This window comes from Streptosporangium sp. NPDC051022, assembly GCF_040683035.1.
Taxonomy (GTDB): Bacteria; Actinomycetota; Actinomycetes; order Streptosporangiales; family Streptosporangiaceae; genus Streptosporangium.
In genome coordinates this window covers 165,900-179,152 of the sequence record NZ_JBFBCF010000005.1, presented here as the reverse complement: position 1 = coordinate 179,152, position 13,253 = coordinate 165,900, and the positions used below count along the sequence as shown (strand labels likewise).

General features: G+C 72.0%; 10 protein-coding genes. 6 read left to right on the top strand and 4 right to left on the bottom strand.

The window, feature by feature from the left end; genetic code table 11:
* The first annotated feature begins 3 nt into the window (after nucleotides 1-3).
* Genes AB0N02_RS11955 through hsaA form a run of 3 tightly spaced genes read left to right on the top strand, consistent with a single transcriptional unit; the run spans nucleotide 4 to nucleotide 3,162 of the window.
* Nucleotides 4-906 (top strand): acetaldehyde dehydrogenase (acetylating), encoded by a 903-nt coding sequence (locus AB0N02_RS11955; protein ID WP_363945114.1) that lies wholly within the window; start codon nucleotides 4-6, stop codon nucleotides 904-906.
* A gap of 19 nt (nucleotides 907-925) precedes the next feature.
* Complete coding sequence (dmpG, locus tag AB0N02_RS11950) at nucleotides 926-1,948, top strand: 4-hydroxy-2-oxovalerate aldolase (protein WP_363945112.1); 1,023 nt, start codon at nucleotides 926-928, stop codon at nucleotides 1,946-1,948.
* Nucleotides 1,945-3,162 carry a 3-hydroxy-9,10-secoandrosta-1,3,5(10)-triene-9,17-dione monooxygenase oxygenase subunit gene (gene hsaA, locus AB0N02_RS11945; protein WP_363945110.1) on the top strand — a complete coding sequence of 406 codons (1,218 nt, stop codon included), beginning with the start codon at nucleotides 1,945-1,947 and terminating at the stop codon, nucleotides 3,160-3,162. Before dmpG ends, hsaA begins: the two co-directional genes overlap by 4 nt.
* Nucleotides 3,163-3,262: 100 nt before the next feature.
* Here the strand turns inward: hsaA and AB0N02_RS11940 are convergent, their stop codons facing one another.
* Genes AB0N02_RS11940 through AB0N02_RS11930 form a run of 3 tightly spaced genes read right to left on the bottom strand, consistent with a single transcriptional unit; the run spans nucleotide 3,263 to nucleotide 6,634 of the window.
* Nucleotides 3,263-3,634: a nuclear transport factor 2 family protein gene (locus AB0N02_RS11940; RefSeq protein ID WP_363945109.1), complete on the bottom strand. Its 372-nt coding sequence runs from the start codon at nucleotides 3,632-3,634 to the stop codon at nucleotides 3,263-3,265.
* Nucleotides 3,631-5,169, bottom strand: coding sequence for an FAD-dependent oxidoreductase (locus tag AB0N02_RS11935; RefSeq protein WP_363945108.1), 1,539 nt, complete (start codon nucleotides 5,167-5,169; stop codon nucleotides 3,631-3,633). The genes AB0N02_RS11940 and AB0N02_RS11935 overlap by 4 nt, the downstream gene beginning before the upstream one ends.
* Nucleotides 5,150-6,634: an FAD-dependent oxidoreductase gene (locus AB0N02_RS11930; RefSeq protein WP_363945106.1), complete on the bottom strand. Its 1,485-nt coding sequence runs from the start codon at nucleotides 6,632-6,634 to the stop codon at nucleotides 5,150-5,152. The genes AB0N02_RS11935 and AB0N02_RS11930 overlap by 20 nt, the downstream gene beginning before the upstream one ends.
* Before the next feature lie 307 nt (nucleotides 6,635-6,941).
* Between AB0N02_RS11930 and AB0N02_RS11925 the strand changes: the two genes are divergently transcribed.
* Nucleotides 6,942-8,501, top strand: coding sequence for an FAD-dependent oxidoreductase (locus tag AB0N02_RS11925; protein ID WP_363945104.1), 1,560 nt, complete (start codon nucleotides 6,942-6,944; stop codon nucleotides 8,499-8,501).
* A gap of 243 nt (nucleotides 8,502-8,744) precedes the next feature.
* A complete protein-coding gene (locus AB0N02_RS11920; protein ID WP_363945102.1) occupies nucleotides 8,745-10,235 on the top strand; it encodes an MFS transporter in 1,491 nt (496 codons plus the stop codon).
* Nucleotides 10,236-10,295: 60 nt separating this feature from the next.
* Here the strand turns inward: AB0N02_RS11920 and AB0N02_RS11915 are convergent, their stop codons facing one another.
* Complete coding sequence (locus AB0N02_RS11915) at nucleotides 10,296-11,768, bottom strand: MFS transporter (protein WP_363945100.1); 1,473 nt, start codon at nucleotides 11,766-11,768, stop codon at nucleotides 10,296-10,298.
* A gap of 264 nt (nucleotides 11,769-12,032) precedes the next feature.
* On the opposite strand from AB0N02_RS11915, the gene AB0N02_RS11910 reads away from it, so the two are divergent.
* On the top strand, nucleotides 12,033-13,193 hold the full coding sequence (locus tag AB0N02_RS11910; RefSeq protein WP_363945098.1) for a Rieske 2Fe-2S domain-containing protein: 1,161 nt from the start codon (nucleotides 12,033-12,035) through the stop codon (nucleotides 13,191-13,193).
* Nucleotides 13,194-13,253: the final 60 nt, after the last annotated feature.

Genomic DNA, 13,253 nt, shown 5'->3' with positions numbered 1-13,253 from the left:
ACAGTGACCAAGGCGACCGCCGCGATCGTGGGCTCGGGCAACATCGGGACCGACCTGATGTACAAGCTGCTCCGTTCCGACGTCATCGAGCCGCGCTGGATGATCGGCGTCGATCCGGACAGTCCCGGCCTGAAGCGGGCCGGGACGGCCGGGCTGATCACCTCGGCGGAGGGCGTCGACTGGCTGTTCGCCCAGGCCGGGCGGCCCGACATCGTCTTCGAGGCGACCTCGGCGTACGTCCACAAGGAGAACGCGCCCCGGTACGAGGCGCTCGGCATCCCCGCCGTGGACCTGACCCCGGCCGCGCTCGGCCCGGCGGTGGTGCCCGCGGTCAACCTCGGGGCGCACCTCGACACGCCCAACGTCAGCCTGATCACCTGCGGCGGGCAGGCGACGATCCCGATCGTGCACGCCGTCTCCCGGATGACCGAGGTGGCCTACGCGGAGATCGTCGCCAGCGTGGCCTCCCCGTCGGCGGGCCCCGGCACACGGGCCAACATCGACGAGTTCACCCGCACCACCTCGCGGGGCATCGAGACGATCGGCGGCGCGAGCAAGGGCAAGGCCATCATCATCCTCAACCCGGCCGAGCCACCGATGCTCATGCAGGACACGGTGTTCTGCTCCATCCCGCCCGACGCGGACCGGGACGGCATCGCGCTCTCGATCAAGGAGATGGTCGCCGCCGTGGCCTCGTACGTGCCCGGCTACCGGCTGCGCGCGGAACCGCAGTTCGACGACCCCACACCGGTGAGCGGCGGGCTGGCCAGGGTCGCCGTGTTCCTCGAGGTCGAGGGCGCGGGCGACTTCCTCCCGCCGTACTCCGGCAACCTCGACATCATGACCGCCGCCGCCGCCAAGGTCGGCGAAGGCTTCGCGCGGCGCCTGCTCGCCGAGCGCTCCTAGTCCCAAGGGGATCGATTCCATGCCTTACAGCGCCGACCTCGACATCCGGATCACCGACTCGTCGCTGCGCGACGGCTCGCATGCCAAGCAGCACCAGTTCACGGTCGGGCACGTCCGGTCCATCGTCGCCGCGCTCGACGACGCGGGCGTTCCGGTGATCGAGGTCACCCACGGCGACGGGCTGGGCGGCTCGTCGTTCAACTACGGCTTCAGCCACACCCCGGAGCAGGAACTGATCAAGGCCGCGGTGGCTACGGCGAAGCGCGCGCGGATCGCGTTCCTGATGCTGCCGGGACTCGGGCTCCAGGACGACATCCGCGAGGCCGCCGACAACGGCGCGAGCATCTGCAGGATCGCCACCCACTGCACCGAGGCCGACATCTCCGTCCAGCACTTCGGCCTGGCCAGGCGGCTGGGCCTGGAGACGGTCGGGTTCCTGATGATGGCGCACAGCCAGCCGCCCGAGGTGCTGGCCCGGCAGGCCCGGATCATGGCCGACGCCGGATGCCAGTGTGTGTACGTGGTCGACTCGGCCGGTGCGCTGATCATGGAGGAGACCGGCGACCGGATCGCCGCGCTCGTGGCCGAGCTCGGGTCCGACGCCCAGGTCGGTTTCCACGGTCACGAGAACCTCGGTCTCGGCGTGGCCAACTCGGTCATCGCCGTGCGGGCGGGGGCGCTGCAGATCGACGGCTCGACGCGGAGGTTCGGCGCCGGCGCCGGCAACACCCCGGTGGAGGGCTTCGTCGCGGTCGCCGAGAAGCTCGGCATCCGCACCGGCGTCGACACCCTGAAGATCATCGACGCCGCCGAGGACGTCGTCCGGCCGATCATGGACGGCGAGTGCCTGCTCGACCGGCTGTCGCTCACCATGGGGTACGCCGGCGTCTACTCCAGCTTCCTCAAGCACGCCGACCGCCAGGCGAGGAAGTACGGCGTCTCCGGCGCCGAGATCCTCATCGAGGCCGGGCGCCGCAAGCTCGTCGGCGGCCAGGAGGACCAGCTCATCGAGATCGCGGTCGCCCTCGCGGCACGGCGATGAGCCCCGGCCCGGCGCACGTGCGGAACCGTCGCGGACGCGTCTCTTCCGAGGACGACGAGATCCTGGTGGCGGTCCGCGCGCTGCTGCCGGGCATCGCGGCGCGCGCCTCGTCGGCCGACGTGAACCGGCGGGTGCCGCAGGAGTCGATCGGGGAGCTCCTCGGGACCGGGGTCTTCCGGATGCTGCAGCCCAGGAGGCACGGCGGCACCGAGCGCGCCCCCGCCGACTTCTTCCGGGTCGTCCGGGAGATCTCCGCGGCCTGTGGCTCCACGGGCTGGGTGGTCTCCGTGCTCGGCGTGCACCCGTGGCAGCTCGGCCTGTTCCACCCGGACGCGCAGGAGGAGGTGTGGGGCCCGGATCCGGACGCGCTCGTGTGCTCCTCCTACGCTCCCGTCGGGAGGCTCGTCCCGGTCGAGGGCGGGTACGAGCTCTCCGGCCGGTGGCGCTTCTCCTCCGGCTGCGAGCACGCGTCGTGGACGCTGGTCGGCGGCCTGGTGGTGGAGAGTCACGGCAGGCCGGTGGACTTCGTGACCGCGCTCGTCCCCCGCGCGGACTACGCGATCGAGGACGTGTGGGACGTCGTCGGGCTGCGCGGCACGGCCAGCAACGACATCATCGTGCGGCGGGCGTTCGTGCCCGAGCACCGTGTCCTGCGCGGCTACGAGCAGGCGCGCCTCCGCGGCCCCGGCCAGAAGGTGAACACCGGCCCGCTCTACCGGATGCCGTTCGGCAGCGTCTTCACCAACGCGATCACCGCTCCCGTGGTCGGCGTGGCGGCCGGGTGCTACCGGGCCTACGTCACCGCCATGCGCGATCGGACGCGCTTCAGCCTGGGCGGCGATCGGTTCGCCGAAGACCAGTTCGCCCAGGTCGCGGTGGCCCGGGCCGCGTCGGAGATCGACGCCGCGGTCCTGCAGACCGACCACAACCTGCGCGAGGTGTACCAGTACGCCGCCCGGGGCGAGCGGATCCCGATGGAGCTGCGGCTCCGCGTCCGCAGGGACCAGGTCCGCGCCACAGAGCGGGCGCTGGAGGCGGTCGACATCCTCTTCAAGACCGCCGGGGGGAACTCGCTCGCCCGCGGCAACCCGATCGAGCGGGCCTGGCGGGACGCGCACGCGGGCAGCGTGCACGTCGCCAACGACGTCGAGCGCGCCCTGGTCCTGTACGGCAAGGGCGAGTTCGGCCTGACCGTCGAGGACGAGCTGGTCTGACGCCAGGTGGCGGCCTGTGGCCCGCGACGACCAGAAGCCCGGCACGCGAACGCGTGCCGGGCTTCTGCGCCTGGGGGCTTCCCTCAACGCCGCCGGGCGGTCACTGGGCCACCCGCATGTCGCCGGCGCTCCAGAACGCCCGCATGCTGGTGATCCGCTGCTCATCGTCGAAGGTCATCACGTCGATCGGCTCGATCTCGTACGTCTGGCCGGCCAGTTCGGTCCTCACCCGGAAGTGGAAGGCGGCGCTGTCGCCCGCGACGCGGACGGCCAGTAGTTCCGTGCTCCGCCGCGCGCCTTCCAGCGCCGAGTAGAACTCGTGGATCGCGGCGTGGCCCCGGCGTGGCTCGCTGCCCACCGGGTCCTCCAGCGTCCCGTCCGGCGCGTAGCACGACGCGATGTCGGCCGCGGTTCCGTTCGCCACGGCGTCCAGGTAGCGGCCGACGGCATCGGTGATCTTCCCGGTGCTCATCGGCCCCCCGCCCGGAGCCGGTTGGCGGCGCGGTACCCGAAGACCATCCCCGAGCCGAGCGGGACGCCGGGGCCCGGGTAGACGTGCCCGGCCACCGAGGCGGCCGAGTTGCCGATGGCGTACAGGCCGGGGATCGCGGCACCGTCCTCGCCGAGCACCTCCCCGTCCACGCCGATCCGCGCGCCGCCCTTGGTGCCGAGGTCGCCGAGCACGACCTGCACCGCGTGGAACGGCGCCCGCTCGATCGGGACGAGGGCGGGGTTAGGGCCGTCACCGGCCGCGAAGAACCGGTCGTAGAGGTCCTCGCCGCGGTGGAAGTCCGCGTCCACGCCGGAGGCGGCGAACCCGTTGAACCGGGAGACGGTCTTGCCGAGCACGTCGGCGGGCACGCCGATCCGCTCGGCCAGGCCCGCGACGGTGTCGGCGGTGCGCCACAGACCGGCCGCGCGGAACGCCTCGGGATCGGGCGCCGGCTGGGTCATCCCCGGCGTTCCCGTGAAACGGGCGTCGAAGATCCACCAGACCGGCAGGTGCGACACGCCGGTGGCGTGCCCCGCGCGGATCTCGTGGCCCATCTGGTCGTACGGCAGGGACTCGTTGGCGAACCGCTCGCCCACGGCGTTCACGAAGACGCCGCCGCGCAGGCCGAGGGTGAAGGCGGCATGGCCGTTGGGGAACAGCACCGCCGGGCACCACCACGACTCGTCGGTGAGGTCGACCGCCGCGCCGACCGCCCGCAGCGCGGCGAGCGCGTCCCCGGTGTTCGACCCGGGCGCCGCCGACGACCAGTCCGCGCCCGGCAGGCCCTGCAGCTCGCGCCGCAGCTCCGCGTTGCGCTCGAACCCGCCGGCGGCCACGATCACGCCGCGTTCCGCGCGGACGAACAGGGTGCGGCCCTCGTGCTCGGCCTCCAGACCGGTGACCCGGCCGTCCTCGACCACCAGCGACCGCATCCGCGTCCCGGTCCGCAGGGTGGCGTTCCCGGTGCGGTCCAGGGCGAGCAGCAGCCGGCCGATGAGGGCCTGCCCGCCGGTCAGCGTCTCCCGGTCCTGCGGAACGCCGTACTGGTCCATCGAGATCGGTGGGCGCAGCTGGGCGAGCCTGGCGCCGAGCTCGGCCGCGGGCAGCGGCTTGGGGCAGATCCCCCGGCCGCCGGGGGCGCGCCCCGGCGCGGCGAAGTAGTCGGGGAACGACAGGAACTCGAACTCCAGCGCCGGGTCCAGGAACTCCACCAGCTCGGGCGCCGTCGAGACGTACGCCTCCTGCAGCGCCGCCGGGGTGCGGTCGCCGGCCACGGCCCGGAGGTACTCCAGCCCGCGCGCCACGCTGTCCTCGACGCCCGCCCGGCGCAGGACGTGGTTGCCCGGCAGCCACAGTCCCGATCCCGAGTAGGCGCTGGTGCCGCCGAAGTACTCCGTCTTCTCCAGCACCAGGGTGCGCGCCCCGTTCGCCGCCGCGGTGTAGGCCGCCGTCAGCGCGGCGCCCCCGGATCCCACGACGACGACGTCGGCCGTCTCATCCCACTGAACGGGCATTGATCTCCTCCAGATCGTTCTGGTCGGCGGACGGTGCGGCGGCTGTGCGGCCGGCGACCCGTCCGAAGGCGAGAGCGTCGGCGATGTGGAACCCGCCGTCCTTCGCCCAGCTGTAGGTGGAGCTCACCGACCCCGCCGCGTACAGGCCGGGGATGGTCGAGCCGAACGGGTCCAGGACCCGGCAGTGCTCGTCGCGGCGCGGCCCCCCGCTGGTCCAGCCCAGCAGCGGGGCCATCTCGAACGCGTAATAGGGGCCCTGGTCCAGCGGGGTGAGGCTCTCCGGCCTGCGGCCGAACCGCGCGTCGCGTCCGGCGGCGCAGGCCGCGTTCCAGTCGCGGACCGTCTCGGCGAGGGTCTCCGGGGCGATGCCGAGCTCGGCGGCCAGCCCTTCGACGGTCTCGGCGCGCCGGATCCAGCCGCGGTCGATCTCGGCCTGGTTGTCGGTGCTCCAGTCGTAGCCCTCCATGAGCACCTTCCAGCCGACCGGAAGGTACGTACGGGGCGGGCACAGCGACCCGGCAAGGCGGGTGCGCTCGTCGAAGACCACGTACGCCGGCTGCGCCGGGTGCAGCTCGTCCCGGCCCCGGATCCTGGCCTGGCCGTGGCCGCCGAGCGCCGGGGCCTCGTCGACGAACCGCCGCCCGTCGGGGGCGACCCAGATGTAGCCCGTCGCGGGCGGCGCCAGGAAGAAGCCGGTGTCCGAGCCGGGCACGCGGATTCCGCTGAACGCGGTCATGTTGCCCATGTGCCACAGGTCGGCCCCGGCCTTCTGCGCCATCCGATGCCCGTCGCCCGTGCCCGCCGGGCTGCCCCAGATCGGGCACGGTCCCAGCCGCAGGTAGTCGCGGACCATGGCGGGGTCGTTCTCGAATCCGCCGGTCGCCAGCACCACGCCGGTCCGGGCCCGCACCCGCAGCGGCCCGTCCGGGGACTCGGCGAGCACGCCCGTGACCGTCCCGCCGTCGAGGATCAGCTCCCGGCCGGGTGTGGCGTAGCGGATCTCGACGCCGCGGGCGAGCGCCGCGTCGAGAAGGAACCGGTACAGCAGCTGGTCGCCCATCCTCCCCTCCACGCTGTGGTAGCCGCCGTAGGAGTGCGCGCCGTCGAGGTGCGGGAACTCCGGGGTGTAGGCGCCGTTCACGGCCACGTTCGCGCCGAGGCTCCTGAGCCACCCGGTGTTGTGCCGCGTCTCCTCCGCCCACGTCCTGATGACCGCCTCGGGCAGCGGGAAGTCGCCGCACAGGCTGCGCAGATAGGTCGCGGCGCCCTCGGCGTCGAGGTTCTCGAACCAGCTTCCGCCCGAGACGCGGGTGTTGCCGCCTGCGGTCTCGGGCGGGCATTTCTCCAGGATCAGCACCTCGGCGCCGGCCTCGCGGGCGGAGATGGCGGCGGCGAGGCCGGCCGCGCCCGTGCCGAGGACCACGACATCGGCCTGCTGGTCATATTGCTGGGGGGATGACCGCATTGTCACTTCCGTCCGCATCGGCCCTCCGGGCGGAGAGCGTGCTCTTTCGGGTAACGGGACGGTAATCAATGGTTTCGCCGCGCTCCTGAGCCCATCCCGCTCAGCAGGACGTACGGGCTCGCCTCAGCAGGACGTACGGGCTCGCCGGACCGGTGGGCGGCACTTGACCCCGTGCACAGTCCGCGTGTCACCGACTTCGCACAACCCAATCCCGCTCATTGGGACGCCTCATGTGACTCACGCCACTGGGCTCTTAACGTCGGCGCCAGCGCAGGACGCCGCTCACCGTGAACATCCGGTGAACGGCGTGGCCACCGCCGAAAAGGAGGCCGAGGTCGATGGTGAACGGTGTTACTTCGTCGGCGGGGGCGGCCGGCCGCACCCGGCCAGGGCCCGGCACATGAGCGCGGCGAGCACGGCCCCGGTACCCGCCTCGCAGGTCGGCCACTGGGCCGCCGAGACCGATGTGCTGATCGCCGGGAACGGATGCGCCGGAGCGAGCGCGTCGATCGAGGCGGCCGCGGCAGGCGCGAGGGTCCTGGTCGTGGACGCCGCGGGCGGCTGGGGCGGCGCCTCGGCCATGTCCGGCGGCGAGATCTACCTCGGCGGCGGGACCCCCGTGCAGAAGGCCTGCGGCGTCGAGGACACCCCGGACGCGATGTACGCCTTCCTCAAACTCGCCACCGGCCCCGATCCCGCCGAGGACAAGCTCGCCGTCTACTGCGAGGGCAGCCTGGAGCACTTCGACTGGCTCGTCCGCTGCGGCGTCACGTTCGTGCCGAAGCTGTGGACCGAACCGTCCTGGGAGGCGCCGACCGGGTACGGCCTGATGTACACCGGCGGGGAGAACGCCCACCCCTTCGCCGACCTGGTCCCGCCCGCTCCCCGCGGCCACATCGTGCACATGGAGGACAAGCGGCCCGGCGAGCGGTCGGCGGGCTGGATGCTGATGAAGCACCTGGTGGCGACGGCGGAGCGCGCCGGGGTCGAGGTGCGCTACAACACCAGGACCGAGCGGCTCGTCGTCGACGGCGAGCGGGTCGTGGGAGCCGAGGTCGTCTCCTTCGGCGAGCGCCACTTCGTGCGGGCGCGACGCGGGGTCGTCCTGGCGGCGGGCGGTTTCGCGGCGAACCCGGCGATGCTGGCCCAGCACGCGCCGAGGCTGGCCGGCAACTTCCTGGTCGGCACCGACGGCGACGACGGCCGCGGCATCCGCATGGGCCAGGCGGTCGGCGCGGCGGTCCGGCACATGGACGCCGGGCAGACCTCCTTCCCCACCGACCCCGCCCTGCTGTACCGGTCCCTGCTGCTGGACGCGCGCGGGCACCGGTTCGTCAACGAGGACACCTACCCCGGACGGGTGGGGCAGACGGCGCTGTTCAAGCAGGACCGCAAGACATTCCTGCTCTACGACGAGACGGCGAGCGAGGAGGCCGCGCGCCTGTCCGGGTACGCCGTCCAGCCCACCTGGGTCTCCGACGACCTCGGCGAGCTGGCGAAGGAGATGGGTGTCGCCCCGGGCGTCCTGGCCGGCACCGTCGCGACGTACAACGCCGGCGCCGAGCGCGGCGAGGACCCCGAGTGCCACAAGGCGGCGCGGTGGCTGCGGCCGCTCGCCCCGCCGTACGGCGTGCTGGACCTGCGGGACGCCCCGTGCGGCGTCTTCACCACCGGAGGGCTGCACACCTCGCCGCGCGGCGAGGTCCTCGGCCTTGAGGGCGACCCGATTCCCGGCCTGTTCGCGGCGGGCCGGACGACCAGCGGGATCCCCTCCTGGGGGTACTGCAGCGGCACCTCGCTGGGTGACGGCACCTTCTTCGGCCGCCGCGCCGGCCGCCGCGCCGGCCGGTCCGCCGCGACGGCCTGAACGAACAGACCGGCGCGACCCGCCCATGATCTCCCGTGCCAGGTGAACGCCCGCCGGGCACGGGACGCCCGTACCCCGATGCCGGGGTCGGTGCGTCATCGACCGTAAGACGTGCGCGACACCACGGTGTCCGCGCGGTGCCAAGGAGGAACCGCATCCCCCCGCCGGGGACCCACGCGGCGAGTCGGGTCCGCGGCCACGCCGAGATCCACGAAACACCACGTTCTTCTGGAGGCAAGACCGATGAGTACGACAGACATGAGGGCGGAGGAGGGCGGGTGGACCCCGCGGCTCGTCCTCTCCATGGTGACGATGGTCATGATCCTGGAAGGGACCGCGCTGGGCTACAGCCTGGTCACGACGGCGCTGCCCGCCGTCACCACCCACTTCAAGACCGACCAGGGAGGCTGGCTCCTCACCGCCTTCATCCTCTCCGGAGCCGTCCTCTGCCCGCTGGTGGGGAAGCTGGCCGACATTCACGGTAAGCGGCGAATGATGATCGCCTGCCTGCTGGTGAGCACCGTCGGCTCGGTCGTCGCGACCGTGGCGCCCACGTTCGGCGTGCTCATCGTGGGGCGGCTGCTGCAGGGCACCGTGCTGCCCACCATGTTCCTGAGCTACTCACTGATGCGCGACGTGTACCCGCGCCGGATCCTGCCGCTGGCCAGCGCGGTCGCGATGACCGGCACCGGTATCTTCTCCATCGGCACGCCGTTCCTCATCGGGTGGCTGCTCGACACCTGGGGCTTCCGCGGCCTGTTCGGCTTCGACGTGCTGTGGATGGCGATCCTCACCCCGCTGCTGCTGATGACCACGCGAGAGACGCCGCTGCGCGTCCCCGCGCGGGTCGACTTCCTCGGCGCCGGCATGCTGGGCTTCGGCCTCGGCATCCTGCTCCTGGGGATCAGCTTCGGCAGCAAGTGGGGCTGGGGCTCGATCGGCACGCTGGGCGCTTTGGCGGTCGGCCTGCTGCTCATCGCCGGGTTCGTCATACGGTCGCTGAACTTCTCCGATCCGCTCGTCGACCTGCGGATCTTCACCCGCCGGCCGATCCTGCTCGCCGCGGTGACCGCCGCCACGGCGTACGGGTCGACCGCCATCTCCTCCACGCTGGCCGCCATGATCGGCCTGACGCCGGCCCAGGCCAAGCTCGGCTACGGCCTGGGCATGACCGCGTCGGAGTACGCGATGGTCAGCGCGCCGCAGGCGATGGTCATGGTGATCATGGGCGTCGTCGTCGGCAAGCTGCTCAACCGGGTGGGCGGCGCGGTCATGATGCGGACCGGACTGCTGCTCCTGCTCGCGGGCGGCCTGCTGCTCGGCTTCAACCACGGCGGCTACGTGCAGGTCCTCATCGCCGCCCTGCTCCTGGGCGCCGGGACGGGCCTGTCCTACGGCTCGATCCCCGGCCTGGTCATCTCCGGCGCCCCGGCCGACAAGCAGGGCTCCATCGCCGGAATGGTGCAGGTGAGCTACAGCGGCTTCGCCAGCACCACACCGGTCGTCCTGTTCGTCATCATGGGGCAGTTCGCGATCCGTGCCCCCAACGGCACCGTCCTGTACCCCGAGGCCGCCATCAACGCCGGCGGGCTGTTCTTCGGGGGCCTGGTCGCCGTCGGACTGCTGCTCGCCTTCACGGTCCTGCGCGGCCACAAGCACGACTCCATGATCGGCCAGGCTCCCGACTCCCCGGCCGAGACGCCCGCCGCCGTGGCGGCGGAGGGCGGGCGCTGACCCGCACGACCCTGGCGGCCGCTCCGGCGATCTTCCGATCGGCGGAGCGGCCGCCGCGTTTCACCCGCCGGTGGCGCCGCGACGGAAACGCTTCGAGAGGAACCTCGGAAGGAACCTCGGGAGGAAGAGGAGGAGGGCGATCAGCGTCGCGATCCCGCCGGCGGCGGTGAACGCGTCGAAGGTGCCGCGCGGCACGAACGCCGCGCCGTCCGGGACCGTCATGATGATGCCGAACACCGCGCTGCTCACCGACATGCCGACGGCGCGGGCCAGCGCGTTGAGCCCGTTCGCGACGCCGATGTTCGCCTCCGGTGTGACGCGAAGGATCAGCGCGGGCAAGGCGGCCATCACCATCGCGTTGCCCGCCGAGATGACGGCGGCGACGCAGATCAGCACCCCCAGCGCGCCGTGCCCCAGCGGGATCTGGGCCGCGAACCCGGCGGCGGAGACGATGCAGCCCAGCACGATCGTCACCCGCGGGCCGGCGGCCACGCTCAGCCGGGCCGACAGCGGTGCCACCATCGCCGCCAGTAGACCCCCGGGCACCAGGCACAGGCCGGTCGCCAGCACCGACAGGCCGTACCCGTACCCGGTCGCGGCCGGGGCCTGCAGGCGTCCGACGATCCCCAGGAAGTTCGAGAACAGCGCGAAACCGATCAGGACCGATCCCGCGTTGACCGCGGCGGCGGAGCGGCTCAGCGCCGCCCTCAGGTCGATGAGCGGATCGTGGCGGCGCAGCTCCACCAGGGTCAGCAGGCCCCCGGCCAGCAGCGCCGTGAGGAAGCAGGTGAGGGTCAGCGCGTTGGTCCAGCCCCACTCGCCGCCGCGGTCGAGCCCGATCAGCAGGCCGACCGTTGAGCAGGTGAGCAGCGCCGCGCCGGGCAGGTCGACGCGCCGTGCACGTTCCCGCAGGGGCGGCGCGGGGACCGCGAGCAGGAGGGCGGTCATCGCGACGACGCCCGCGGACGCCGAGACGGCGAACAGGCCGTGAAATCCCCAGAACCGGGAGATCAGCCCCGCCGCCGGCAGCCCGAGCGCGCCGCCGACGCCCATCATCGCGCTGACGGTGGCGATCGCGGCGGCACGGCGCCCTGGCTCCAGGACCACCCCGACCAGGCTCATCCCGAGCGGGATCGTCGCGCTGGAGAGGCCCTGGAGCGTCCGGCCGGCGATGAGGACCGCGATGTCGTCGCTCACCATGCACAGCAGGGATCCGAGGACCATCGCGCAGAGTGCCACGACCATCATCCTGCGCATCCCGAACTGGTCGCCCAACCGCCCCAGCACCGGGTGCGCCACCGCGCCCGCGATGATCGTCGCGGTGACCAGCCAGGCGGCGACGGACGGCGTGACCTGCAGACGGGCGGGCAGGCCGGGCAGTACAGGGACGACCAGCGTCTGGTTGAGCGTGGTCACCAGGGCCGAGAAGGCGACGACCAGGACCACCCGCACCGGGTGTCTCGCCCCGGCCGGGACCGGATCTCGTGCCGAATTCTCGTTGCCGGGACCAGTCAAGATCTGGTGAGTCGTCATATCGGGCTTCGGTCTCCTTCGTACGTCCCGGACGGTCGCTCTCACGGTGTCTGCGCCCGCGGTCCGCTCTCAACCGGCCTCCCAACGAGCGGGACGGCTTTCTCGCCGGCCGGACCCGGCGGGAGGAGACGGACGCGGCGCTTTCGGAAACGAGGTCCCGTTCAGTGGGAACGCGACGGTGCCGCACGCCCTCGGCTTCGGATGATGAGGATCCCGCGGACGGGAACACTCGGCCCGGGCGCATGGGACGGCAAGGGAGACTTCATGACGTCGCTACACACCGCCGGTGACGACGAGATCCGCGTGATCGAGGCGGCTCCGCCGCCGACGCGTTACGCGCGGGGCTGGCACTGCCTCGGCCTGGCGAACGAGTTCAGGGACGGCAAACCGCACAAGATCGAGGTGTTCGGCACCAAGCTGGTGGTGTTCGCCGACAGTGCCGGGAAGCTGAACGTGCTCAACGCCTACTGCCCGCACATGGGCGGCGACCTCAGCCAGGGGGAGATCAAGGGCGACACGATCGCCTGCCCCTTCCACGACTGGCGCTGGGCGGGCAACGGTCGCTGCGAGAGCATCCCGTACGCCCGCCGGGTGCCGCCGCGGGCGCGCACGAGGACGTGGCTGACGCTGGAGCGCAACGCACAGCTCTTCGTCTGGCACGACCCGCAGGGCAACCCGCCCCCGCCGGAGGTGACGATCCCGGAGATCGCCGGCGTGGGCACGCCGGAGTGGAGCTCGTGGACGTGGAACCGGATCAAGATCGAGGGCTCCAACTGCCGGGAGATCGTCGACAACGTGGTCGACATGGCCCACTTCTTCTATATCCACTACGCGTTCCCGACGTACTTCAAGAACATCTTCGAAGGGCACATCGCCGCGCAGAACATGAACAGCCGCGCCCGTCCCGACGCCCGCCTCGGCACGAACTACTCCGGTGAGAAGACCGAGGGGCGTTCGGAGGCGGCGTACTACGGGCCGTCGTACATGATCGACTACCTGTGGAACACCGTGTCGGGTGAGACGATCGAGTCCGTGCTGATCAACTGCCACTACCCGGTGTCGCCGACCAGCTTCGTGCTCCAGTGGGGCGTGATGGTCAAGAAGCCCCAGGGCGTCTCCGACGACCAGGCGCTGGCGATGGCGGCAGCCTTCGCGGCCGGCACGGAGGTGGGCTTCCTGCAGGACGTGGAGATCTGGAAGAACAAGGCCAAGATCGATAACCCGCTGCTGTGCGAGGAGGACGGCCCCGTCTACCAGATGCGCCGCTGGTACGACCAGTTCTACGTCGACGTCGAGGACGTCACCCCGGAGATGACCCAGCGGTTCGAGTTCGAGATCGACACCACGCGGGCCAACCAGTACTGGCAGACAGAGGTGGACGACAACATCGCCAACGACCGGATCATCACCTCGGCCCCGGCCTAGCCCATCCCATCCTGGCCGGTCGGCCGGCTCGGAGCGGTGATGGCGCCTCGCGACGACGCG